Annotated in this window: 20 protein-coding genes and 1 pseudogene; 11 read left to right on the forward strand and 10 right to left on the reverse strand. The window is 59.2% G+C overall.

Annotation, left to right across the window (positions count from 1 at the left end):
- The first annotated feature begins 35 nt into the window (after positions 1–35).
- Both P349_RS12910 and P349_RS12905 read left to right on the forward strand, forming a co-directional pair.
- The gene (locus tag P349_RS12910; protein ID WP_032651474.1) at positions 36–1,439 is read left to right on the forward strand and encodes a YfcC family protein; all 1,404 of its coding nucleotides are present in this window, start codon (positions 36–38) and stop codon (positions 1,437–1,439) included.
- Positions 1,440–1,519: 80 nt separating this feature from the next.
- Positions 1,520–1,999: an arginine repressor gene (locus P349_RS12905; RefSeq protein ID WP_024907261.1), complete on the forward strand. Its 480-nt coding sequence runs from the start codon at positions 1,520–1,522 to the stop codon at positions 1,997–1,999.
- Between the two features lie 3 nt (positions 2,000–2,002).
- Here the strand turns inward: P349_RS12905 and P349_RS26340 are convergent.
- Positions 2,003–2,120 (reverse strand): annotated as a pseudogene (locus tag P349_RS26340) (hypothetical protein).
- Here P349_RS26340 and P349_RS25410 point away from each other — a divergent pair.
- The 4 genes from P349_RS25410 (at position 2,100) to ridA (ending at position 4,105) form a co-directional block, all read left to right on the forward strand.
- A complete protein-coding gene (locus P349_RS25410) occupies positions 2,100–2,204 on the forward strand; it encodes a pyrBI operon leader peptide (protein ID WP_022646880.1) in 105 nt (34 codons plus the stop codon). The pseudogene P349_RS26340 and the gene P349_RS25410 overlap by 21 nt on opposite strands.
- Positions 2,205–2,238: 34 nt before the next feature.
- Positions 2,239–3,171 (forward strand): aspartate carbamoyltransferase, encoded by a 933-nt coding sequence (gene pyrB / locus P349_RS12900; RefSeq protein ID WP_032651472.1) that lies wholly within the window; start codon positions 2,239–2,241, stop codon positions 3,169–3,171.
- 12 nt (positions 3,172–3,183) lie between these two features.
- On the forward strand, positions 3,184–3,645 hold the full coding sequence (gene pyrI / locus P349_RS12895) for an aspartate carbamoyltransferase regulatory subunit (protein ID WP_023310197.1): 462 nt from the start codon (positions 3,184–3,186) through the stop codon (positions 3,643–3,645).
- A 73-nt stretch (positions 3,646–3,718) separates the two neighbouring features.
- Positions 3,719–4,105 carry a 2-iminobutanoate/2-iminopropanoate deaminase gene (gene ridA, locus P349_RS12890; protein ID WP_024907263.1) on the forward strand — a complete coding sequence of 129 codons (387 nt, stop codon included), beginning with the start codon at positions 3,719–3,721 and terminating at the stop codon, positions 4,103–4,105.
- A gap of 50 nt (positions 4,106–4,155) precedes the next feature.
- On the opposite strand, the gene P349_RS12885 is transcribed toward ridA, so the two are convergent.
- The gene (locus P349_RS12885; RefSeq protein WP_032651470.1) at positions 4,156–6,540 is read right to left on the reverse strand and encodes a beta-N-acetylhexosaminidase; all 2,385 of its coding nucleotides are present in this window, start codon (positions 6,538–6,540) and stop codon (positions 4,156–4,158) included.
- A 222-nt stretch (positions 6,541–6,762) separates the two neighbouring features.
- Positions 6,763–9,471, reverse strand: coding sequence for a magnesium-translocating P-type ATPase (gene mgtA / locus P349_RS12880; RefSeq protein ID WP_024907265.1), 2,709 nt, complete (start codon positions 9,469–9,471; stop codon positions 6,763–6,765).
- Between the two features lie 391 nt (positions 9,472–9,862).
- On the opposite strand from mgtA, the gene treR reads away from it, so the two are divergent.
- The 5 genes from treR to nrdG all read left to right on the forward strand — a co-directional run bounded on the left by treR (position 9,863) and on the right by nrdG (position 17,136).
- A complete protein-coding gene (treR, locus tag P349_RS12875) occupies positions 9,863–10,810 on the forward strand; it encodes a trehalose operon repressor TreR (RefSeq protein ID WP_032651468.1) in 948 nt (315 codons plus the stop codon).
- A gap of 128 nt (positions 10,811–10,938) precedes the next feature.
- Positions 10,939–12,357, forward strand: coding sequence for a PTS trehalose transporter subunit IIBC (treB, locus tag P349_RS12870; RefSeq protein ID WP_023310193.1), 1,419 nt, complete (start codon positions 10,939–10,941; stop codon positions 12,355–12,357).
- 52 nt (positions 12,358–12,409) lie between these two features.
- Positions 12,410–14,053: an alpha,alpha-phosphotrehalase gene (gene treC / locus P349_RS12865; RefSeq protein WP_032651466.1), complete on the forward strand. Its 1,644-nt coding sequence runs from the start codon at positions 12,410–12,412 to the stop codon at positions 14,051–14,053.
- A gap of 374 nt (positions 14,054–14,427) precedes the next feature.
- Positions 14,428–16,566: an anaerobic ribonucleoside-triphosphate reductase gene (gene nrdD, locus P349_RS12860; RefSeq protein WP_023334309.1), complete on the forward strand. Its 2,139-nt coding sequence runs from the start codon at positions 14,428–14,430 to the stop codon at positions 16,564–16,566.
- A gap of 105 nt (positions 16,567–16,671) precedes the next feature.
- On the forward strand, positions 16,672–17,136 hold the full coding sequence (gene nrdG / locus P349_RS12855) for an anaerobic ribonucleoside-triphosphate reductase-activating protein (protein WP_032651464.1): 465 nt from the start codon (positions 16,672–16,674) through the stop codon (positions 17,134–17,136).
- A gap of 3 nt (positions 17,137–17,139) precedes the next feature.
- Here the strand turns inward: nrdG and P349_RS12850 are convergent, their stop codons facing one another.
- The 7 genes from P349_RS12850 to P349_RS12820 form a co-directional block, all read right to left on the reverse strand.
- A complete protein-coding gene (locus P349_RS12850) occupies positions 17,140–17,424 on the reverse strand; it encodes a type II toxin-antitoxin system RelE family toxin (RefSeq protein ID WP_032651462.1) in 285 nt (94 codons plus the stop codon).
- Entirely contained in the window at positions 17,414–17,656 is a 243-nt protein-coding gene (locus tag P349_RS12845) for a type II toxin-antitoxin system RelB/DinJ family antitoxin (protein ID WP_032651460.1), read from the reverse strand. The genes P349_RS12850 and P349_RS12845 overlap by 11 nt, the downstream gene beginning before the upstream one ends.
- A gap of 77 nt (positions 17,657–17,733) precedes the next feature.
- Positions 17,734–19,644, reverse strand: a complete 1,911-nt coding sequence (locus tag P349_RS12840; protein WP_032651458.1) for a BglG family transcription antiterminator — start codon at positions 19,642–19,644, stop codon at positions 17,734–17,736.
- Positions 19,645–19,663: 19 nt separating this feature from the next.
- Positions 19,664–20,800: a lactonase family protein gene (locus P349_RS12835; RefSeq protein WP_032651456.1), complete on the reverse strand. Its 1,137-nt coding sequence runs from the start codon at positions 20,798–20,800 to the stop codon at positions 19,664–19,666.
- 25 nt (positions 20,801–20,825) lie between these two features.
- A complete protein-coding gene (gene dagF / locus P349_RS12830) occupies positions 20,826–21,566 on the reverse strand; it encodes a 2-dehydro-3-deoxy-phosphogluconate aldolase (protein WP_024907273.1) in 741 nt (246 codons plus the stop codon).
- Positions 21,563–22,681 (reverse strand): DgaE family pyridoxal phosphate-dependent ammonia lyase, encoded by a 1,119-nt coding sequence (locus P349_RS12825; protein ID WP_032651454.1) that lies wholly within the window; start codon positions 22,679–22,681, stop codon positions 21,563–21,565. Before P349_RS12825 ends, dagF begins: the two co-directional genes overlap by 4 nt.
- Positions 22,665–23,798: an amidohydrolase/deacetylase family metallohydrolase gene (locus P349_RS12820; protein ID WP_032651452.1), complete on the reverse strand. Its 1,134-nt coding sequence runs from the start codon at positions 23,796–23,798 to the stop codon at positions 22,665–22,667. The genes P349_RS12825 and P349_RS12820 overlap by 17 nt, the downstream gene beginning before the upstream one ends.
- Positions 23,799–23,835 lie beyond the last annotated feature (37 nt).

Here is a 23,835-nt window from a genome sequence, read left to right on the forward strand (position 1 = left end):
GCGCCGCGGGGTGCGCCGGGTTTAAGGAGCACATCATGGGCAAGTTTAAGTTTCCCTCCGCTTACACCATTCTCTTTTTCCTGATTGCCGTTGTAGCGGCGCTGAGCTGGGTCGTTCCCGCCGGTCAGTACCAGATGGCGATGAACGAGACCCTCGGTAAAGAAGTGCCGATTGCCGGAACCTACGCGCACGTGGCGGCGCATCCGCAGGGGCTGGTTTCCGTCCTGATGGCGCCCATCGCCGGGCTGTACGATCCGGTCTCCGGCCAGGCCGGGGCGATCGACGTGGCGCTGTTTATTCTGATCATCGGGGGATTCCTCGGGATCGTCACCAAAACCGGGGCGATTGACGCCGGGATCGAGCGCGTCACCACCCGGCTGCGCGGACGCGAGGAGTGGATGATCCCGATCCTGATGGCGCTGTTTGCCGCGGGCGGCACCATTTACGGCATGGCCGAAGAGTCGCTGCCGTTCTACACCCTGCTGGTGCCGGTGATGCTGGCCGCCCGGTTCGATCCGGTTGTCGCCGCCTCCACCGTGCTGCTCGGGGCGGGGATCGGCACGCTGGGTTCCACCATCAACCCGTTTGCCACGGTCATCGCCGCCAACGCCGCCGGGATCCCCTTCACCAACGGCATCGCCCTGCGCGTGGCGCTGCTGATCATCGGCTGGATCATCTGCGTAGCGTGGGTCATGCGCTACGCCCGCAAGGTGCGCAAGGATCCGTCCCTCTCTATCGTCGCAGACAAGCAGGAAGAGAACCGCGCCCATTTCCTCGGCAACAAGGGCGAACAGTCGCTGGAGTTCACTCCGGTGCGCAAAATCATCCTGGTGATTTTCGCCCTCGCCTTCGCGGTGATGATCTACGGCGTGGCGGTGCTGGGCTGGTGGATGGCGGAGATTTCGGCGGTGTTTCTCGCCAGCGCGATTATCGTCGGCCTGATCGCCCGCATGAGCGAAGAGGAGCTGACCTCGACGTTTATCAACGGCGCGCGAGATTTGCTGGGCGTCGCGCTGATTATCGGCATCGCGCGCGGTATCGTAGTGATCATGGATAAGGGCATGATTACCCACACCATTTTGCACAGCGCCGAGGGGATGGTTACCGGGTTATCGACGGTGGCGTTCATCAACGTGATGTACTGGCTGGAAGTGGTGCTGTCGTTTCTTGTGCCTTCTTCGTCCGGCCTGGCCGTTCTGACGATGCCGATCATGGCGCCCCTTGCCGATTTCGCTAACGTCAACCGCGACCTGGTGGTTACGGCTTACCAGTCGGCCTCCGGCATCGTTAACCTGGTCACTCCCACCTCAGCCGTCGTAATGGGCGGGCTGGCGATCGCCCGCGTGCCCTACGTGCGCTATCTGAAATGGGTAGCGCCGCTGCTGGGAATATTAACGGTAGTGATCATGGTGGCGTTGAGCCTGGGTGCCTTGTTGTGATTTGCCGGATGGCGCTGCGCTTATCCGGCCTACGGATCGGTGCGGTGCCACCGGTTATTTCGGGAACTGATATGGGAACTATGATGGATTACGAAGAGTACTCTCCCAAAGAACAACTACAGCTGACGGTCTGCCAGCGTCTGATAGCAGAAAAGAGCTATCTCTCCCAGGAGGAGATCCGCCGGGATTTGCAGGAGCGTGGTTTTGAGACCATCAGCCAGTCCACCGTTTCACGTCTGCTTAAATTGCTCGGTGTCATAAAAATTCGAAATGCCAAAGGGCTAAAGATTTATTCGCTGAATCCCCAGCTGCGCCCTGCCCCCGACGCCGCGCGTACCGTGTCAGAAATGGTGGTCAGCGTCGAGCATAATAGCGAGTTTATCCTTGTGCATACCGTCGCCGGATATGGCCGCGCGGTGGCGCGTATTCTGGATTATCACCAGCTGCCGGAAATTTTAGGTGTGGTGGCTGGCAGCAGTATCGTCTGGGTCGCTCCCCGGGTCGTGAAGCGCACCGCGCTGGTGCATAAGCAAATTAATTATTTACTCAGAACGAATTAATATTCATAAAGAACCGTTTGCATTGAGTAAAGCGTGCATTAAATCGCTTGATCCGAAAAGCGAGCTGCGTATAATGCCCGACAATTTGCCGGGAGGAAGCATGGTCAAGCGTGTACGACATAACGTCTTACCGCGTCTGAAATCAGACGCTGGCCTGCCGTTTTTCTTCCCGTTGCTAAACCTATTCCCAGAGCCCCTCATTTGAGGGGCTTTTTTTTGCCCGGCGTCAGGAGATAAACATGAATCCGCTTTATCAAAAACACATCATTTCCATAAACGACCTCAGCCGCGAAGAGCTGGAACTGGTTCTGGAAACCGCGGCAAAACTGAAGGCCAATCCGCAACCGGAGCTGCTGAAGCACAAGGTGATTGCGAGCTGCTTCTTTGAAGCCTCGACCCGCACCCGCCTCTCCTTTGAGACCTCCATGCACCGCCTGGGGGCGAGCGTGGTGGGCTTCTCGGACAGCAGCAACACGTCGCTGGGTAAAAAAGGCGAGACCCTGGCGGATACCATTTCAGTGATTAGCACCTACGTCGACGCGATTGTGATGCGTCATCCGCAGGAGGGCGCGGCGCGCCTGGCGACCGAGTTTTCCGGCGGCATTCCGGTACTGAACGCCGGTGACGGTGCCAACCAGCACCCGACCCAGACCCTGCTGGATCTGTTCACCATTCAGGAGACCCAGGGCAAGCTCGAGAACCTGAATATCGCCATGGTCGGCGACCTGAAGTACGGTCGCACCGTCCACTCCCTGACCCAGGCGCTGGCGAAATTTAACGGCAACCGCTTCTACTTCATCGCCCCGGACGCGCTGGCGATGCCGCAGTACATTCTCGACATGCTGGACGAGAAAGGCATTGCGTGGAGCCTGCACGCCAGCATCGAAGAGGTGATGAGCCACGTGGATATTCTGTACATGACCCGCGTGCAGAAAGAGCGTCTGGATCCGTCCGAATACGCCAACGTGAAGGCGCAGTTCGTGCTGCGTGCCAGCGACCTCGAGGGCGCGCGCGACAACATGAAGGTGCTGCACCCGCTGCCGCGCATCGATGAGATCACCACAGACGTGGATAAAACGCCGCACGCCTGGTACTTCCAGCAGGCCGGAAACGGCATCTTCGCCCGCCAGGCGTTACTGGCACTGGTTCTGAATCGCGAATTGGCACTGTAAGGGGAAACGACCATGACACACGATAACAAACTCCAGGTTGAAGCCATCAAGCGTGGCACCGTGATTGACCACATCCCTGCGCAGGTGGGCTTTAAGCTGCTGACGCTGTTCAAACTGACCGAAACCGACCAGCGCATCACCATCGGCCTGAACCTGCCGTCAGGTGAAATGGGCCGCAAGGATCTGATCAAAATCGAGAATACCTTCCTGACCGACGAGCAGGTTAACCAGCTGTCGCTGTACGCGCCGGATGCCACCGTCAACCGCATCGACGAGTATGAAGTGGTCGGCAAATCCCGCCCGAGCCTGCCGGATCGCATTGAAAGCGTGCTGGTCTGCCCGAACAGCAACTGCATCAGCCATGCCGAGCCGGTTTCCTCGAGCTTTGCAGTGAAAAAACGCGCCGATGACATCGCGCTCAAATGCAAATACTGCGAAAAAGAGTTTTCTCATTATGTGGTGCTGGCCAACTAATTGAGGTTGGTAATGAAATCCCGGCTGTTATAATGGCCGGGAACATTCTTAACGCTGTAATTCTGGAGAAAACATGAGCAAAGTACTCGCGACGGAAAATGCACCAGCCGCTATCGGCCCTTACGTTCAGGGCGTTGATCTGGGCAGCATGATCATCACTTCAGGTCAGATCCCCGTAAACCCAAAAACCGGTGAAGTGCCGACCGACGTGGCAGCACAGGCTCGTCAGTCGCTGGAAAACGTGCAGGCTATCGTTGAATCAGCGGGCCTGAAAGTGGGCGACATCGTCAAAACCACCGTTTTCGTGAAAGATCTGAACGACTTCGCGACCGTTAACGCCACCTACGAAGCGTTCTTCACCGAGCACAACGCCACCTTCCCGGCGCGCTCCTGCGTGGAAGTGGCGCGTCTGCCAAAAGACGTGAAAATTGAAATCGAAGCGATTGCCGTACGTCGCTAATTCGCTTTGTCGATGATAAGGCAGCCTGGGCTGCCTTTTTTTATGGCCCGCTACTGATTCCGCGTGGCGCGAAGCAGCGTCTCCAGCGGATAGACCGCCGCAATCACCACTTCATCCTGCACCTTTGCCGCGTTATCCAGCTCGCTCTGAATCGACGCAATCTCTTTGTCATCCAGCGTGCCCTGGCGCGCCACCAGATCCGTCAGCCGCAGGCCAATTGAGGCCAGCTTATCCACCTCCTGGATCACCGGCTTCATCGCCTTCAGCTGATAGCTGTTTTCGCTTAAGGCCAGCGCGTCGCTGGTGTTGCTCTGCCAGCGGTTAAAGACGTGGCGCAGGGCGTCGGCGCTTTCCGTGTCCTCCGCATCGCTCACCAGACGGTCCGCCCATTTGTGCATCTGGCGCACGGTGGCGCTTTCGGCGTTTAGCGCATCGGCGAAGCGGTTGAGGGGCTCGAACTGATGATAGTTTCCGGCCTGGAACTTCAGGTGCTGACGGGTGTAATACTGCGCAGGCTCTACCGCCTGCGCGAGGATCTGCAGCGGCAGGGTGTCGGCATTACCGGCGAGGCGCGTGAACTGCACCTGCTGCTGGGTATGCTGCTGTAGCCCGACCGACACCGTCGACCAGCTGTCCATCGCCTGCAGGCGGGTGTACATGTTGTCGACATCGTTGACGTCCTGCGCCGACCACAGCCGCTCCGCCACCGCAAACGTGCGCGGCCACAGGCGGATATCCAGCACCGGCGCCACCACGTTTTCCGCCCACAGCGCCGCTTCACCGCCGAGCAGGTTGCCCTGGTTCGCCACGTCCGGCACGACCGGCGGAACGCCTTTCGGCACGTCGTCCAGACGCGTGCCGCTGATTGGGTAGCGCGTATTCCCCACCAGGAAATAGCCGGAAAGCTTGTCGTTATCGACGGTGACGACCGGGCGCGTTTCGCCCATCCACGTATCGACGGTAAACGTCACCAGGCTGTCATCCCGCCATTCAATGTTCTGCACCGCGCGGCGGGATTTCCCGGCAAAATCAATAAACCCGCGCCAGCCCGCATCCCCCTTCACTAGCGTGAAGCTCCCCTCCACCGGCTTGCCCTTCAGGCGCGGCATGGAGAAGGCCCAGCTCTGGGCGCTGTCGGTGTCCGCTATCACGTCCACGCCGTTTAAGCCCTGCGGGACGATCTCGTTGCGGTAGTGATAGGCGGTGGACTGGGGCTGGTCGAGATAAAAGCCGGTCGACAGAATGCCCTTGTAACCGCTCTGCGCCACCTGCCCCAGCGCGTCCTGCCCCTGCCAGGACTGGATCAGAATGCTTTTCGGCAGGTCAGGATGGTAGATCTCATCCCAGCCGACCATCTGGCGGTGATGCTTCTCGAGGATCGTTTCCAGCTTGCGGTTGAAGTAAGCCTGCAGCGCGTGGCTGTCCGCCAGCCTGTTGTCGCGCATAAACTGCTGGATAGCCGGATTCGCTTTCCACTGGCTGTCGTCCACCTCGTCGCCGCCGATATGCAGATACGGATCGGGGAAGATCGCCGCCAGTTCGCTGACCATCGCGTCGGCAAAGGTATAGGTTGCGTCTTTTGTCGGATCCAGCACCGGCTTCAGCACGCCCCAGTGGCGTTCCATTGCGTACGGTCCCGGCGCGCTCATCAGCTCCGGATAGGCCACGGCAATCGCCGAGGCGTGGCCCGGCATGTCGATCTCCGGCACCACACGAATGCCGCGCTCGGCGGCGTAACGCACCACCTCGCGCATCTGTTCAGGCGTGTAGAACAGCCCGTCGCTGGCAAGCTGCGTCAGCTTAGGGTAGCGCTTCGAGCTGAAGCGCCAGCCCTGGTCGTCGGTCAAATGCCAGTGCAGCACGTTGAGCTTCGCCGCGGCCATACCGTCGATCTGGCGTTTAATATCCGGAAGCGGGATAAAGTGACGCGCCGAGTCCAGCAGCAGCCCGCGCCACGGGAAGCGCGGCGAATCTTCAATGGCAACCCACGGCAGCGAGGTGTTTTCCGCTCCGTTCTGCATCAGCTGGAGCAGGGTTTCCATGGCGCGCAAGGCACCAAAGCGGGTGTTGGCGGAGATAGTCACGCCGTTAGCATCCACCGTGAGCTTATAGGTTTCATCGCTGTCCGGCAGCGGCTGCGGCTTCACCTTTTTCGCGATGGCAATGCGGATAGTCGGTTTGTCTGGCTTTTCAGCCTGAGGCTGCAACGTCCAGCCGGTTTGCAGGGCGATGCGCTGACGCAGGCGGTTGACGGCGTCGCCCAGATCGTCGCCGCTGACGCTGACAGAGATTTTATCGTTAAGCACCAGCGCGCCCTGGGTCGTCGGGCGTTCGACCTTCGCAGGCCAGGGCATTAAAGGGAGATCCCCTGCCGGGGCGGCAAAGGCAGAGGCGCCGAGCATCAGCCCGGCGGTTAAGAGACTGTACCGTAACATGAATGTTCCTTATCTGACGGGCCAAATAAAGGCAAAACATTCTGTTAACATGTGCTCAATTTGTCGTCAAGCGAATGCGCCGACGGAGATCACAGGTTGTTGAATTTGGGAGGAAAGCCAGTCCCCTCACCCCGGCCCTCTCCCCAAAGGGGCGAGGGGGAAAGGCGTCACCGAGCGGTCCCCTCTCCCTTTCAGGGAGAGGGTTAGGGTGAGGGTATGTTTTTACTGCCATCCATACCGACGCGCATAGAACCCTTTCACCATCTGCGTCAGCACCATATACCCCGCGAGGATCGCCACCAGCCACGGGAAGTAGCTCAGCGGTAGCGCCTGCAGCTGCAGGTAGCTCGCCAGCGGTGAGAACGGCAGCGCGATGCCGAGCGCCATTACAATCCCCGTCATCACAATCAGCGGCCATGCGGCACGGCTCTGGATGAACGGAATGCGGCGCGTGCGGATCATATGCACAATCAGCGTCTGCGACAGCAGACCGACCACGAACCAGCCGGACTGGAACAGCGTCTGGTGTTCCGGGGTGTTGGCATGGAACACAAACCACATCAGGCAGAAGGTCAGAATGTCGAAGATGGAGCTGATCGGGCCAAAGAACAGCATAAAGCGCCCAAGATCTGCCGGGTTCCAGTGCTGCGGCTTCTGGATCTGCTCGTCGTCGACGTTATCAAACGGAATCGCCACCTGAGAGACATCGTACATCAGGTTCTGGATCAGCAGGTGCAGCGGCAGCATCGGCAGGAACGGCAGAAACGCGCTTGCCACCAGCACGCTGAAGACGTTACCGAAGTTGGAACTGGCGGTCATCTTGATGTACTTGAGCATATTGGCGAAGGTACGGCGCCCTTCGATGACGCCCTCCTCCAGCACCATCAGGCTCTTTTCCAGCAGAATGATATCCGCCGCTTCGCGGGCAATATCGACCGCCCCGTCTACGGAGATACCGATATCCGCCGCACGCAGAGCGGGCGCGTCGTTGATGCCGTCGCCCATAAAGCCCACCACGTGCCCTTCGCGCTTAAGCAGGGTGACGATGCGCTCTTTGTGCATCGGCGTCAGGCGGGCAAACAGCGTGGTACGCTGGGCAAGCTTCGCCAGCTCGTCATCAGAGAGATGTTCAATATCGCTCCCCACTACCACGTCACCCGCGTCCAGCCCCACCTCGTGGCACACTTTGGCCGCCACCAGCTCGCTGTCGCCGGTGAGAATTTTGACGGTAATGCCGCTCGCCTTCAGCGCCTTCAGCGCCGGTGCGGTGGTCTCTTTCGGCGGATCGAGGAAGGCGATGTAACCCTCGAGGATCAGATCGGATTCGTCGATACGCTGATAGTCCCCTTCACGCGCCGGCAGGAACTTGCTCGCCACCGCCACCACGCGCAGCCCCTGACGGTTCAGGTTGTCCGTGACGCGCTTGATGCGGCGCAGCATGGTGTCGTCCAGCGGCACGATGTCGCCGTTATAGCGTACCTGCGTCGACACGTTGAGGATCTCCTGCAGCGCGCCTTTACAGATCAGCTGATGCACGTCCGTTTGCTCGCTCACCACCACCGACATACGGCGGCGCTCGAAGTCGAACGGGATCTCATCCACTTTCTGCCAGCGGCCGGAGAGCGTACGGGCGGACTCTTCATCTACCCCTTCCAGCACCGCGACGTCGAGCAGGTTTTTCAGCCCGGTCTGGTAATGGCTGTTCAGCCACGCGCTGTGCAGCACGCGCTCGCTGGTTTTGCCGGAGATATCGGTGTGGTTCTCCAGCACGATTTTGTCCTGCGTCAGGGTGCCGGTTTTATCGGTGCAGAGAATGTCCATCGCGCCAAAGTTCTGAATGGCGTCGAGGTGTTTGACGATCACCTTCTGTTTCGACAGTTTTACCGCCCCGCGCGCCAGCGTGGAGGTGACAATCATCGGCAGCATTTCCGGCGTTAAGCCGACCGCCACGGAGAGCGCAAACAGCGCAGCTTCCCACCAGTCTCCCTTGGTGTAGCCGTTGATCAGCAGCACGATCGGCGTCATCACCATCATAAAGCGGATCAGCAGCATGCTGACGCGGCCAATGCCTTTCTGGAAGGCATTCGGCTCGCTCTCCTGCTCGCTGACGCGCCCGGCAAGCTGACCAAACCAGGTGTTGCCTCCGGTGGCGGTGACAATCGCCTGCGCGGTGCCGCTGACGACCGTGGTGCCCATAAAGCACAGGGTGTCGCACTCGAGCGGGTTCATCTGCTGCGGGTCGCGGCTGCGCGCCACCTTTTCAACGGGCAGGGATTCCCCGGTCAGGGAAGCCTGCGCGACGAAGAGATCGCGCGCCTGGATGATGCGTAAATCCGCCGGGATCATGTCCCCCGCGGCCAGCTTCACCAGATCCCCCGGCACCAGCTGGTCGATAGGCAATTCCACCCAGGCGTTTTCGCCGAGATCGTTGATCACGCGCGAGACGGTCGCGGTGTTGCTGACCATCGCCTTCAGGGCGTCCGCCGCTTTGGTGGAGCGGGCCTCCTGAATGAAGTTCAGCAGCGTGGAGATGCCCACCATCAGGGCAATCACCCCTGCGGCAAACAGATCTTCCGTCGCGTAGGAGATGAGGCCGAGCACGGTCAGCAGCAGGTTGAACGGGTTGCGGTAGCAGAGCCACAGATGCACCCACCACGGAGACGGCTTTTGTGCCGGAATGAGGTTATCGCCGTGCACGGCGCGGATTTTTTCCACTTCTAACGCGTTCAGCCCTTCCGGGTGTCCGCCAAAGGCGCGCCAGACTTCGTTTTCATCCATCGCCGCCGCGTTCAGGCAGCGTTCGGTCAGGGACGCGGGAATCGCCGCCCCCGCCATGTTTTTGGCGTTTGGCAGCGGGTCGCGCTGAACCAGACGGTGTGGCAGGTGGCGGCTCAGCAGGGCCTGCAGCTGCCGGGTGATATTTTTAAACATAGTCATTCCTCCGCATCCGCGAATGCGGACGCAGCATTTCCTTCAGGCGTGGCAAGGCCGTACCTGAGAGGCACTCAATTTTTCAAGCAGGAACGTTTGGGACGTTGCTGCCTCACATCACCGGTGAGTCAGCAACAGGCTGGCTTACCGGAAAGAACGTATTCTCCCGTTCAGGAGAGGTGTGGGATCGGGATCCATGAAGCCTCCGGTAAGTAAAAAGTAGGGTGTCGCCGCGCAGTATAAGGATTTAAGCGTACCCTTTGTGACGATTCGGGCGGTATTATACCCCCCTGCAAATAAACCGAACGTAAACCAGACTTTGCCCATAGCGAAATCGCGCTATAGCATTAGGCTCAATTGACCATTTTGTCGTTGTTACAGGGAATACAGCATGCAGAACCGCCTTACGATTAAAGACATCGCGCGTTTAAGCGGCGTGGGGAAATCAACCGTCTCACGCGTGCTGAACAACGAAAGCGGCGTCAGCGAACGCACCCGCGAGCGCGTTGAGGCGGTCATGAATCAGCACGGCTTTTCCCCTTCCCGCTCCGCGCGCGCCATGCGCGGGCAGAGTGACAAAGTGGTCGCCATCATTGTTTCGCGTCTGGACTCTCTGTCTGAAAACCTCGCCGTGCAGACCATGCTGCCCGCCTTCTATGAGCAGGGATATGACCCGATCATGATGGAGAGCCAGTTCTCGCCACAGCTGGTGGAAGAGCATCTGGGCATGCTCCAGCGGCGCAACATTGATGGCGTGGTGCTGTTCGGCTTTACCGGCATCAAAGACGAGATGCTAAAACCCTGGCAACCGTCGCTGGTCCTGCTGGCGCGCGATGCCCACGGTTTCGCCTCCGTCTGCTATGACGACGAGGGCGCGATTATCACCCTGATGCAGCGCCTGTTTGACGAAGGCCATCGCCATATTAGCTTCCTCGGCGTACCGCACGCGGACGTCACCACCGGCAAGCGTCGCCATGAGGCCTATCTGGCCTTTTGTAAAAAGCACAACCTCTCCGCCGTGGCCTCCCTGCCGGGGCTGGGCATGAAGCAGGGCTACGAGCAGGTCGCCAGCGTTCTGACGCCGCAGACCACCGCGCTGGTGTGCGCCACGGATACCCTGGCGCTGGGTGCCAGCAAATATCTGCAGGAGCAGCGCATCGATAACCTGCAGGTGGCGAGCGTCGGCAGCACGCCGCTGATGAAGTTTTTGCACCCGGAAATTATTACCGTCGACCCGGGCTACGCCGAGTCCGGCAGACAGGCCGCCGCGCAGCTGATCGAGCAGATCAACGGGCGCGCTGAGCCGCGTCAGATCGTTATTCCTGCCCACCTTTCTTAACCCCCGCTCAACGGTTTATTGTGATCTTCGCCCGATTTCGGGAACGTTCCCATTTTCGCCGTCACGCTGAAGGAGTAGGCTTGCGCTCAGGTCATTACCCCCCTCACCATCTGTCATGAGGTTTCATGATGAGTAAAGTCAAACAAGCAGATATTGATCAGTTGATCGTCCTGGTCGGCGGCCGCGAAAACATCGCTACCGTCAGCCATTGCATTACCCGCCTGCGCTTCGTGCTGAACGATCCGGCCAAAGCTAACCCGAAGGCCATTGAAGAACTTTCCATGGTTAAAGGCTGCTTTACCAACGCCGGTCAGTTCCAGGTCGTGATTGGTACCGAAGTGGGCGATTACTATCAGGCTCTGCTGGCAACGACCGGGCACTCCTCCGCCGATAAAGAGCAGGCGAAGAAGGCCGCGCGTCAGAATATGAAGTGGCACGAGCAGCTGATTTCCCACTTCGCGGAGATCTTCTTCCCGCTCCTGCCGGCGTTGATCAGCGGAGGCTTGATCTTAGGCTTCCGTAACGTCATCGGCGACGTGCCGATGAGCGACGGCAAAACCCTGGCGCAGATGTATCCGGCGCTGAAAACCGTGTACGACTTCCTGTGGCTGATTGGCGAGGCGATCTTCTTCTATCTGCCGGTCGGGATCTGCTGGTCCGCCGTGCGCAAGATGGGCGGTACGCCGATCCTCGGTATCGTACTGGGCGTCACGCTGGTCTCTCCGCAGTTAATGAACGCTTACTTACTTGGTCAGCAGGTGCCTGAGGTGTGGAACTTCGGCCTGTTTACCATCGCCAAAGTGGGCTATCAGGCGCAGGTCATTCCGGCCCTGCTGGCGGGCCTGGCGCTGGGCTTTATTGAAACCCGACTAAAACGCATCGTGCCGGATTACCTCTATCTGGTGGTGGTGCCGGTCTGCTCGCTGATTCTGGCGGTCTTCCTGGCACACGCCTTTATCGGTCCGTTTGGCCGCATGATTGGCGACGGCGTGGCCTTCGCGGTCCGTCACCTGATGACCGGCAGCTTCGCCCCGATTGGCGCCGCGCTGTTTGGCTTCCTGTACGCTCCGCTGGTGATCACCGGCGTGCACCAGACCACGCTGGCCATTGATATGCAGATGATCCAGAGCCTCGGCGGAACGCCGGTCTGGCCGATTATCGCCCTGTCTAACATTGCTCAGGCGTCCGCGGTGACCGGCATCATCATCGTCAGCCGCAAGCACAACGAACGCGAGATCTCCGTTCCGGCGGCCATCTCCGCCTACCTCGGCGTCACCGAACCGGCGATGTACGGTATCAACCTGAAATACCGCTTCCCGATGCTCTGCGCGATGATCGGTTCCGGTCTGGCGGGCCTGGTGTGCGGACTGAACGGCGTAATGGCAAACGGGATTGGCGTCGGCGGCCTGCCGGGCATCCTCTCCATCCAGCCCGCTTACTGGCAGGTGTTCGCCCTGGCAATGGCCATCGCGATTATCGTCCCAATGGCGCTGACTACCGTGGTTTACCAGCGTAAGTTCCGTCAGGGCTCGCTGCAGATTGTTTAATCTCTCTCTTTCGGGGCGCAGTTGCGCCCCTTCGCATTTGCAGGAACATACTATGAATACCCTTCCTCACTGGTGGCAAAACGGCGTTATCTACCAGATTTACCCCAAGAGTTTCCAGGACACCACCGGCAGCGGCACAGGCGATTTACGCGGCGTGACGCAGCGTCTGGACTACCTGAAAACCCTCGGCATCGACGCCATCTGGCTGACGCCGTTTTATATCTCCCCGCAGGTGGATAACGGCTACGACGTGGCGAATTACACCGCCATCGACCCGGCGTACGGCACGCTGGATGATTTTGACGAGCTGGTCACCGAGGCGCACCAGCGCGGCATTCGCATCGTGCTGGATATGGTGTTCAACCACACCTCAACCCAGCACCCCTGGTTCCGGGAATCGCTGAACAACGCGAGCCCGTACCGCCAGTTCTACATCTGGCGCGACGGCACGCCTGAGCAGTTGCCCAACAACTGGCGCTCCAAGTTTGGCGGCAACGCCTGGCGCTGGCACGCGGAGAGCGAGCAGTATTATCTGCACCTGTTCGCGCCGGAGCAGGCGGACCTCAACTGGGAGAACCCTGAAGTGCGCGCCGAGCTGAAAAAGGTGTGCGCGTTCTGGGCCGACCGCGGCGTCGACGGCTTGCGCCTCGATGTCATTAACCTGATTTCGAAAGATCAGGATTTCCCGAATGACGAGACGGGTGACGGTCGCCGCTTCTACACTGACGGGCCGCGCATCCATGAATATCTGCAGGAGATGAGCCGCGACGTCTTTACCCCGCGCAACCTGATGACGGTAGGCGAGATGTCCTCGACCTCGCTGGAGAACTGCCAGCAGTACGCGTCGATCGACGGAAGCGAGCTGTCGATGACCTTTAACTTCCACCACCTGAAGGTGGACTATCCCGGCGGCGAAAAGTGGACGAAGGCCAAGCCGGACTTCGTGGCGCTGAAAACCCTCTTCCGCCACTGGCAGCAGGGGATGCATAACAAAGCCTGGAACGCGCTGTTCTGGTGTAACCACGACCAGCCGCGCATCGTGTCGCGCTTCGGTGACGAAGGAGAATACCGGCTTCACGCCGCGAAAATGCTCGGCATGGTGCTGCACGGTATGCAGGGCACGCCGTATATCTATCAGGGCGAAGAGCTGGGGATGACGAACCCGCACTTCAGCCGCATCACCGATTACCGCGACGTGGAAAGCCTGAACATGTTCGCCGAACTGCGCGCCAACGGCCGCGATCCGGATGAATTACTGGCGATTCTGGCGAGTAAGTCCCGGGATAACGGCCGTACGCCAATGCAGTGGGATGCGTCGCACAATGCGGGCTTTAGCGAGGGCGAACCGTGGATTGGCGTCTGCGACAACTACGAAACCGTGAACGCCCGCTCGGCGCTCGACGATGCGGATTCCGTCTTCTATACCTATCAGTCGCTGATTAGCCTGCGCAAAACCCTGCCGGTGCTGACGTGGGGGGATTATGAGGATCTCCTGCCGGAACACCCTTCTTTGTGGTGCTACCGTCGCCAGTGGCAGGGACAGACCCTGATCGTTGCGGCAAACCTGAGCAATACGCCTCAGGAATGGCAGACAGACCTTCTCAGCGGTAAGTTGCAGGTGTTGATGAGTAACTATCCGACACCGCAAACGACGTCGCTGCGTCCGTTTGAAGCCGTCTGGTGGTTGCAACAGTAACCGTCCTGCCGGGTGCAGCCCTGCACCCGGCTTACTTTACTGTTTTTGTTGAATAATTAATCAGATTTTTCTCGCTCGCCTTTACAAATGCTGTAGCGCCCGCCGTTTGTACTCTCGCCTTTTTACTTTGTTCTGAATCAAATAAATCGCAAACATGTTTGATGCAAATCACTATATGTAGAACTTAAAATGCACGCCGACCCAACATCTTGTATTTATCGTCTACTATTCCAACAACAAGACGGCGCTTACGCTGGCCGGAATTGTGGATAACACGAGCTGGGAACGCGGGAAGTCTTTGGCCTGGCGGGAAATGCGTCCGGTGAATACTTCTCCACCTCTGTGGATAACCTGTTTTCAAAAATGGAGTGATCATGACACCGCATGTGATGAAACGTGATGGCTGTAAAGTGCCGTTTAAATCAGAGCGCATCCAGGAAGCCATTCTGCGTGCAGCTAAAGCAGCGGGAGTCGATGACGCAGATTACTGCGCCACCGTCGCAGAAGTCGTTAGCAGCCAGATGAACGAACGCAGCCAGGTCGATATCAACGAGATCCAGACCGCGGTTGAGAACCAGCTGATGGCAGGACCTTACAAGCAGCTGGCGCGCGCCTATATTGAGTACCGCCACGATCGTGACGTTCAGCGCGAGAAACGCGGCCGTCTGAACCAGGAGATCCGTGGCCTGGTCGAGCAGACCAACTCTGCGCTGCTCAATGAAAACGCCAATAAAGACAGTAAAGTGATCCCGACCCAGCGCGATCTGCTGGCCGGTATCGTCGCCAAACACTATGCCCGTCAGCATCTGCTGCCGCGCGACGTGGTGTCTGCGCACGAGCGCGGCGAAATTCACTACCACGATCTCGACTATTCGCCGTTCTTCCCGATGTTCAACTGCATGCTGATCGACCTGAAAGGCATGCTGACCCACGGTTTTAAAATGGGTAACGCCGAGATTGAACCACCTAAGTCGATCTCCACGGCCACCGCGGTCACGGCGCAGATTATCGCCCAGGTCGCCAGCCACATTTATGGCGGGACCACCATTAACCGCATTGACGAAGTGCTGGCTCCGTTCGTCACGGCGAGCTTCAACAAGCATCGTAAAACGGCTGAAGAGTGGCAGATCCCTGACGCTGACGGCTACGCGCACTCCCGCACCGAGAAAGAGTGCTACGACGCCTTCCAGTCGCTGGAGTATGAGGTGAACACGCTGCACACCGCCAACGGCCAGACGCCGTTTGTGACCTTCGGCTTTGGCCTGGGCACCAGCTGGGAATCGCGCCTGATTCAGCAGTCCATCCTGCGCAACCGTATTTCCGGCCTTGGCAAAAACCGCAAAACTGCGGTGTTCCCGAAACTGGTGTTCGCGATTCGCGACGGCCTGAACCACAAGTTTGGCGATCCAAACTACGATATCAAACAGCTGGCGCTGGAGTGCGCGAGCAAGCGCATGTACCCGGACATTCTGAACTACGATCAGGTCGTCAAAGTCACCGGTTCGTTTAAAACGCCTATGGGCTGCCGCAGCTTCCTCGGCGTGTACGAAGATGAAAACGGCGAACAGATCCACGACGGGCGTAACAACCTGGGCGTCATCAGCCTCAACCTGCCGCGCATCGCGCTGGAGGCGAAAGGCAATGAAGCTGAATTCTGGACACTGCTGGATGAACGTCTGCAGCTGGCGCGGAAAGCGCTGATGACCCGTATCGCCCGTCTGGAAGGGGTGAAAGCCCGCGTCGCGCCAATCCTCTATATGGAAGGGGCCTGCGGCGTGCGCCTGAAGGCGGACGATGACGTGTCTGAGATCTTCAAAAACGGCCGCGCGTCCATTTCGCTGGGCTATATCGGCATCCACGAAACCATCAACGCGCTGTTTGGCGACACGCACATGTACGACAGCGAAGCCCTGCGTGAGAAAGGCATCGCCATTGTTCAGCGCCTGCGCGACGCGGTTGACCAGTGGAAAGAGGAAACCGGCTACGGCTTTAGCCTCTACAGCACGCCGAGCGAGAACCTGTGCGACCGCTTCTGCCGTCTGGACACCGCTGAATTCGGGATTGTGGAAGGCGTGACCGACAAAGGGTACTACACCAACAGCTTCCACCTCGACGTGGAGAAGAAGGTGAATCCGTACGACAAGATCGACTTCGAAGCTGCCTATCCGCCGATCGCCAGCGGCGGCTTCATCTGCTACGGCGAGTACCCGAACATTCAGCACAACCTGAAGGCGCTGGAAGACGTGTGGGATTACAGCTATCAGCACGTGCCGTATTACGGGACCAACACGCCTATCGACGAGTGCTACGAGTGCGGCTTTACCGGAGAGTTCGAGTGTACGAGTAAAGGCTTTACCTGTCCGAAATGCGGCAACCACGACGCGGCCCGCGTCTCCGTGACCCGTCGCGTGTGCGGCTACCTCGGTAGTCCGGACGCGCGTCCGTTTAACGCGGGCAAGCAGGAAGAGGTGAAGCGTCGCGTGAAGCATTTGGGGAATGGGCAGATCGGGTAATCCGCTGCCACGTTAATGCCCGGTGGCGCTGCGCTTACCGGGCCTACGGACCGCTCTCTTTTGTAGGCCGGGTAAGCGCAGCGCCACCCGGCGTGGTTATTCGCGATGAACTATCACCAGTACTACCCCGTCGACATCGTCAACGGTCCCGGCACCCGCTGCACCCTGTTCGTGTCAGGCTGCGTCCACGAATGCCCTGGCTGCTACAACAAAAGCACCTGGCGCTTAAATTCCGGCATGCCGTTTACCGCGGAGATGGAAGACAAGATCGTCAACGACCTGAACGACACGCGCATTCACCGCCAGGGAATCTCGCTCTCCGGCGGCGATCCGCTGCATCCGCAAAACGTGCCGGATATTTTGAAGCTGGTGAAGCGCATTCGCCGCGAGTGCTCGGGAAAAGATATCTGGGTCTGGACAGGCTACAAGCTGGATGAACTGAACGCGCAGCAAATGGAAGTCGTGGATCTGATTAACGTGCTGGTCGACGGCAAGTTCGTGCAGGATTTAAAAGACCCGGCGCTCATCTGGCGCGGCAGCAGCAACCAGGTTGTGCATCATTTGCGGTGAGCGTTAGAGCAGTTTGTTTGCGTCATGATAAGCGGCTGATTTTTCTCTTTTCCCAACGGCGATAACAAATACCGTTATAACGCTGTCCTGAACCTGATAAACCAGGCGATAGCCGGACGCCTTGAGTTTGATTTTGTAGCAATCCGGCAGCCCATGCAGGCGGGCGGATTCGACCCTGGGGTTTACCAACACCCCGGCAAGTTTCTTCTTAAATTGTTGTTTGACCGTATCCCCTAGCTTGCTCCACTCCTTTAACGCCCTCGGGTCAAATTCCAGTTCATAAGTCATCCAGACGAACCTTTATACCCTTTTGTGGATTAGCCAGTCGCTCCCGGACTGTCTGTATCAGCGCATCTTCGCTGTCGCTAATGGTGACCGTTTTCACCGGCATGCGCCCCGTTTCAGCAATGTACTGAAACAGCAATCGCACCGCTTCCGTTGGGGTAATATTGAGTTTTTCCAGCACGGCATAAGCCTCGTTTTTGAGTTTGTCATCCAGACGGACGTTTAGCGTGGCCATTATGACTCCAGTAAAATCGAATGTGTAATGCAATTTAGCATTACATTCGCATTACATCGAATTCTGGATAACGTCTCTCAAAAACGACTCAAACTCTCCATTGCCACCGCCTTAAATCCGGCAAAATCCTCGCAGCTACAGAGCCGCGACATCGCCCGCTCGCGCAAGAAGGTGACGAAGATATCGTAAATCGCCATCGCCTCTTCGTATTCGCTTTTGCTGATGGCGAGCAGGAAGATGACGTGCGCGGTTTCGTCGCCCCACTGGACGCCGTGCGGGGCGAGCACGGTATAGACCACCGTTTTCTGCGCCAGCAGGCCGAGTGAGTGCGGGAGCGCAATACCGTCGCCGAGCATGGTGCTGACGATGGCTTCACGCTCGACGACGGAATCCAGGAACTCCGCGCCAACAAAGCCTTCTGCCTCAAGCTGTTCACACAGCTCGCGGAACAGCGTCTGCTGATCGATCGGCTTGTCGATAATGCGGAAATGGGCCGCGTCGAAGTATTTATCCAGCATCCACGGACGGGTGCGATCCACCAGCACCAGTTTGCCAATCTGCTCCAGCTGATAGTCGGTCGGGAACGGGGCAATCATCACCACCGGTTTTGACTTTTCGCTGACGCGGGCGGTGGCGATCACAAAGTCTTCGCCAATCGTTTCCGCCAGCTCGTACTCGCGCAGGGTGAGCGTGCGCGTGACCTCAATCTGCGGGTATTTACGCTGCAGCACCGCCTCAATCATGCGGACCATGGCATTACCGGCGTCGCATACCAGCAGCACCCGCGGCTGACGCTGGTAGCCAATGTTGTAGTGACGCTCCAGCCCGACGCCAATATGCAGCACCAGGAAACCAATCTCGTTTTCGCTGATCACATACGGCGTGTATTTGCCCCAGCTCGACACCGCCGCGAGGGTCATGTCCCACGCCATCGGGTAGTGCTGCTTGATGTTATCCAGCAGCGGATTGGGGATCATGATTTGATACCGCACGCGGGTGATCATGGTTTTAATATGCGTCAGCAGATCCGCGTGCAGCTGCGCGTCGCTAAGCAGGTTGTAGTTATAGTGGGTGTTGATGTAGCGCAGGATGTAGTTGACCAGCGCTTCATCGTCATCGGCATTAATCGCGCTGGGCGCGATCTCCTGGATCTGCCGCGCCGCAATGTGCACGCACAGCCAGCTCTCCTCCGACGGCGAAAGCGTTTTGCCCGCCAGCTGCTGGATGGTCACCGCGATATCCTTCGCCGCCTCGCGCACGTTCTCTTCCACGTCTTCGGCATGGAATTCCGGCAGCGGGTAACCTTCGCTGATGCGACGTACCGACACCGCGCAGTACAGGCGCAGGAACAGCTCGCCTTCATCGGTCAGGCGAATGTGGTGACGCGTCAGGGCGTCGTGCAGCACCGGCACCATCTGCTCCGCCACGCCCGCATTCAGTGCCACGTCGGTCACCAGCGGGTTCAGGCTGTCCTGCTGCGCCAGCTCCCAGAGCAGATCGGTCAGGCAGGCGCGGGTCGACATCTCGCTGCCAAACAGCTTCATGCCGTGGCGCGGACGGGTTTCCAGCGTCAGGTTGTAACGATGAAACCACTCGCGCACCTCCGCCATGTCGCTTTGCAGCGTGGCGCGGCTGACGAACCACTCGTCCGCCAGATCCTCCAGCTTAAGAGAAAACGCCGAGGTGAGAAAACGCACCACCAGATAATGCACGCGCTCCGGCCCGGTCCGCGGGACACGCAGCGCGCGCGGGTGGGATGCCTGAAGCTGCTGATAGCGCCCGGCATCCTCAATTTTGAGCTGGTAGCCGTTGCCCCGGCTCAGGATGAACTGCGCGCCGTGGCTGGCCAGCAGCGCGTTAAGGGCGGTAATGTCCGCACGGACGGTTCGCGTGGAGACCGACAGCCGCTGCGCCAGCTCGTCCTGCGGCAGCGTCTCGTTTTGCAACAGTTCGAAAAGTTGCGCTAAACGTTGGTTCGGAAATCGCACGGGTTTGTCCTCTTACGGCTTAAGGTGAAATGACCATCTGGGATGGGCTGCCGACCGGGGTATAGTCTGGCTCAAAGCTTAGCTTGCCGTCCTGACCCACGCGGAAACGGGTAATGTTGTCGCTCCGCTGGTTCATGACGTACAGCCAGCGCCCCTGTTTATCGAGCGTCAGGGTGCGGGGATAATCACCACGCGTCCACACATCGTCCTGATGCGTCAGCGTACCCTCCGCTGTTACGGTAAAGTGCCCGATGCTGTTATGCAAACGGTTAGCCACATACAGCTGTTTGCCATCAGCGCTTAATGCCAGCCCGGCAGCAAAGCTGGTGCCTTTGTAGCCTTCCGGCAGGGCTGAAAGCGTTTTGCCCTCTTTTAAGGTGCCGTTGGCGTTCACGGTATAATGGGTGAGCGTAGACGCCTCTTCGTTAATCAGCCACAGGGCATCGCCTTTTGGCGTAAAGACAAAGTGGCGCGGCCCGGCGCCTTTCGAGGAAGCGCTGATAAACGGCGGATCGTTCGGCGTCAGCTTCCCGGTTCGATCGTCTAAACTGTACTGGTAGAGGCGATCCAGCCCCAGATCGGTGGAAAACACATATTTCCCGCTCGGATCGGCGGCGATCATATGCGCGTGGGGGCCATTATGATCGCTGATCGCGAAACTACCCTCCACAGCGGCTTCAGGCTTCGCCGCGCCCGGTTCGCCTTGATCCTGACGTTTGTCCGTGGCGTCCCCCAGGCTGCCGTCTGCCTTGATCGGCAAAACGGCAATCGACCCGCTGACGTAGTTGGCCACCAGCAGATGGCGACCGTTCGGCGTCAGCGACAGGTAAACCGGCCCCGCACCGCCGGAGGCCACCTGATTGAGCTCGCTCAGCGCACCGTTATCGCCGACGCGCAGCGCCTGCACCACGCCCTGCTCCACTTCGCTTGCCAGATACAGCGTTTTGCCGTCCTGTGAAAGGGTCAACTGCGCCGCATTCGGCAGTTTGCTCACCAGCGTTTTATTCGCCAGCGCGCCGGTTTGCGGATCAACGGTAAAGCGGTACAGCCCTTCGCCGTTGGGGTTGTAGGTGCCCACCCAGGCGTATTGCGTCTGGGCGATCGCGGCAGTGGTCAGTAAAGAAAGTGAAGCGACAAGCAGGGTACGGGTGTGCATGGTGGCTCCTGTATATGTGTGAGTTCTACTTCACCAGCTTCTTCGTCATCGCCAGCAGGGTACGCACATCTTCCGGACGCGTATCGCCGCTGGCTTTGTCGATAATTGAGCTGTAGATATGCGGGATGATTTTGCTCACGCCCGCGTCGAGGGCGATCTGCAGGATCTCCTCATAGTTTTCCAGATCGATACCTCCGGTTGGCTCCAGCCAGAAGTCGTGACGGGCGCAGGCTTCCGCCACCGCCTTGTACTCGTCACGGCACTTCAGGCCACCCATCGGGAAGTACTTGATTGAGCTACCGCCGAAATCTTTCAGCAGGGCAATTGCGGTTTCAACCGGCACGATGCCGTCCGGCGCCGCGCTGCTCAGCGGTCCGGTGGAGATTTTGACCATGCCGACGGTGCCAGTCGGAGAGACCAGACCGTTAACCACGGATTCATTCTGCCCCAGCAGCGCGCGGCTGGTAGCCACGCCGGTAAAGACCTGGTTAACATGCTGCGGCTGCACCTGGCGGGAGATTTCACTCACCATTGCCGACTGGTTCGGGTCGCCCGCGCCCAGGCCAACGGAGAGCGCGTTATCAATCAGGGCGGCGTATTCGCGCATATCGGCGACGGCACTCGCCACGTCCGGGTAATTTTTGGAGAGCACGCCCACCAGCACGTGACCTTCCGCCGCCTCGTAAATGGCGCTGGCGTTGGCTTTGGAGCCTGCCAGCACGTTCAGACAGACGCGGTCACGGTAAAAGTTGGGGGTCAGTTTCATGCTTTTTTCTCCTGTCCTAATACTTCGCTAATGCGGCGGTACACGATGTTCAGCTGGTCAGCATTCACGCTGCGCACGTCCGCCTCGATAATCCCTTCGTTGACCTTGTAGCCACGGAAGTAAATGGCGTATTCGCCCTGCTTGAGCTTCGCCACCAGGTCACCCGTGCCGACGCCCGTTGCGGCTTCGTCGAACTTAATCTCGGTGCGGGCGATGTCGCGTCCGGCGCTGTCCCAGACCACGCGCGCGGTCACACCGTTCAGAGTGTTGAGCGCCTCGATAAACGGCGTCATTTTCGCCACCATTTCCGCACCGCTCTCTTTGGTCGCCGTCAGGTAGTGTTCGATGGCACAGGTCAGGCCAAGAATGCCCTCTTTGCCCACCTTCATGGCACGGCCAATGCCCGCCGTCTGGCGTTTTACCCACTCTACGTACTGGGTTTTGCCGATCACCAGCCCGCTGGTTGGGCCTTCGATCGCCTTCGCGCCGCTGTAGATCACCAGGTCCGCGCCGGAGCGGTAGTACACGTGCAGATCTTCTTCCGCCGCGGCATCGACGATCAGCGGGAGATCGTGTTTACGTGCGACGACTGCCGCCTGCTCGACGCTGAGCATGCTTTTCTGCACGCAGTGGTGCGATTTGATATAGAGGATCGCCGCCGTGCGCGGGGTGATCGCCGCCGCCAGCTGATCGGCAGAGCATTCGTTGGCGTAGCCCGCCTCCACCAGCTTACCGCCGCCCAGCGCCACCATGGTGCCCACCGGCGCGCCAAAGTTCACGTTGTGGCCTTTCGGCAGGACGATTTCGTTGTTCTCAATCGGGGTCACGTGCAGGTTTTCCAGCAGCCAGTCGCTGTCTTTGACCAGCACTGCCGCCACGGACTGGGCAATGCCCGCCGACGCACAGGAGACGACCGTCGCCCCTTCCACGTCCAGCAGCTTCGCGATGTATTCCCCGGTTTTGTTGACCAGATCCTTCATCTCGAAATAGTGATTCATGCCGTCCATCGCCGCCTGCACCACTTCCGGGCGCGGCGTGGAGACGCCCAGCGCCGTCATGCGGCCAGAGGTGTTGATTACCTGCTTTAAGCGGTACTTCTCATAAATCGAAGGCATTTTCCGTGCTCCCTTGTTCGGTCATGTAGCCCTTGCCCGCGCGGATCGCGGCAAGCGGCACCAGAATGTGTTCAGCCTGCAGGCTGTCGTTTTCGGCATCCGTCAGCACCGTCGGCTGACGTTTAATCGTGAACAGCGTCAGGTCGGCGTCGAGACCCGGCTGAATGCGGCCTTTGCGCGCCAGACGCAGGCCGTCGGCGGCGTTCGCGGTCACGCAGTCAATCACCTGCGGCAGCGACATGCCGATGGCGAGGAATTTCGACATCACGCTCGCCAGCGAGCCCACCGGGCCGTTGATGCGGTTGCGGCAGTAGATATCCGAGCTGATGGTGTGCGGCAGGATGGCCATCGCGATGGCGCGTTTCGCCACCTCAAAGCTGAAGCTCGCCGTACCGTGGCCGACGTCCAGACGCACGCCGCGCTTCAGGGCGGAGGTGATGGAGGCGCGCAGCTCGCCGGAGGGCGTCAGAATGCGGTTGGGTTTGCCGTTATAGCAGTGGGTAATGATGTCGCCCGAGCTCAGCAGTTCGGCAATTTCGTCGAGGTTCGGCGGGTTGTTGCCGATGTGCACCATCAGCGGCAGGTCGCCGTTCTCTTTCTGAATGGCTTTGGCGCGCTCCAGCGGCGTAATGCCGTTTTCACCGACCACGCTGCTGCTCATGCGCGCCTTCAGGCCGACGATAAAATCAGGGTGGCGCTTCACCGCCTGCTTCACCGCGTCGGCGTCGATGTTGGCCATATTGGCCAGCTCGTTCTGGGCAATCAGCCCCACGCGGGAGATGTTCAGCAGGGCAAACACCTCGGTGGAGGCCCTGCGGGTGATGTCGTAGAAATCGTCCACGTCGTCGGCACCGGTACTGCCCGCATCCACCACGGTGGTGACGCCGGTGGCAATGCCCACGCTGTCGGGCTCGTCGTGGTAAATCGGGGAGTTCGGGTAGCAGTGAACGTGGGAGTCAATCCAGCCTGCGCTGACGAACACGTCGCCGTTCAGCTCAACCGTTTTATGCGCGGGGGCGTCAATGTCGCCCAGCGCCGCGATCTTCCCGTCCTGAATGGCGATATCGGTCAGGGTATCGTCGGCAAGGCGCGCACGGCGCAGGAGTAAATCAAACATGAGGATCTCCTGATAAGGCGGGCGCCGGAGCGCCCGC

Origin of the sequence: Enterobacter sp. DC4, assembly GCF_000568095.1 — a bacterium.
In the GTDB taxonomy this organism is placed as follows: Bacteria; Pseudomonadota; Gammaproteobacteria; order Enterobacterales; family Enterobacteriaceae; genus Enterobacter; species Enterobacter pseudoroggenkampii.

Coding starts and splice junctions, on each gene's coding strand:
- P349_RS12910 (WP_032651474.1), top strand. CDS start 36: ATGGGCAAGTTTAAGTTTCCCTCCGCTTACACCATTCTCTTTTTCCTG.
- P349_RS12905 (WP_024907261.1), top strand. CDS start 1,520: ATGATGGATTACGAAGAGTACTCTCCCAAAGAACAACTACAGCTGACG.
- P349_RS25410 (WP_022646880.1), top strand. CDS start 2,100: ATGGTCAAGCGTGTACGACATAACGTCTTACCGCGTCTGAAATCAGAC.
- pyrB (WP_032651472.1), top strand. CDS start 2,239: ATGAATCCGCTTTATCAAAAACACATCATTTCCATAAACGACCTCAGC.
- pyrI (WP_023310197.1), top strand. CDS start 3,184: ATGACACACGATAACAAACTCCAGGTTGAAGCCATCAAGCGTGGCACC.
- ridA (WP_024907263.1), top strand. CDS start 3,719: ATGAGCAAAGTACTCGCGACGGAAAATGCACCAGCCGCTATCGGCCCT.
- P349_RS12885 (WP_032651470.1), bottom strand. CDS start 6,540: ATGTTACGGTACAGTCTCTTAACCGCCGGGCTGATGCTCGGCGCCTCT.
- mgtA (WP_024907265.1), bottom strand. CDS start 9,471: ATGTTTAAAAATATCACCCGGCAGCTGCAGGCCCTGCTGAGCCGCCAC.
- treR (WP_032651468.1), top strand. CDS start 9,863: ATGCAGAACCGCCTTACGATTAAAGACATCGCGCGTTTAAGCGGCGTG.
- treB (WP_023310193.1), top strand. CDS start 10,939: ATGAGTAAAGTCAAACAAGCAGATATTGATCAGTTGATCGTCCTGGTC.
- treC (WP_032651466.1), top strand. CDS start 12,410: ATGAATACCCTTCCTCACTGGTGGCAAAACGGCGTTATCTACCAGATT.
- nrdD (WP_023334309.1), top strand. CDS start 14,428: ATGACACCGCATGTGATGAAACGTGATGGCTGTAAAGTGCCGTTTAAA.
- nrdG (WP_032651464.1), top strand. CDS start 16,672: ATGAACTATCACCAGTACTACCCCGTCGACATCGTCAACGGTCCCGGC.
- P349_RS12850 (WP_032651462.1), bottom strand. CDS start 17,424: ATGACTTATGAACTGGAATTTGACCCGAGGGCGTTAAAGGAGTGGAGC.
- P349_RS12845 (WP_032651460.1), bottom strand. CDS start 17,656: ATGGCCACGCTAAACGTCCGTCTGGATGACAAACTCAAAAACGAGGCT.
- P349_RS12835 (WP_032651456.1), bottom strand. CDS start 20,800: ATGCACACCCGTACCCTGCTTGTCGCTTCACTTTCTTTACTGACCACT.
- dagF (WP_024907273.1), bottom strand. CDS start 21,566: ATGAAACTGACCCCCAACTTTTACCGTGACCGCGTCTGTCTGAACGTG.
- P349_RS12825 (WP_032651454.1), bottom strand. CDS start 22,681: ATGCCTTCGATTTATGAGAAGTACCGCTTAAAGCAGGTAATCAACACC.
- P349_RS12820 (WP_032651452.1), bottom strand. CDS start 23,798: ATGTTTGATTTACTCCTGCGCCGTGCGCGCCTTGCCGACGATACCCTG.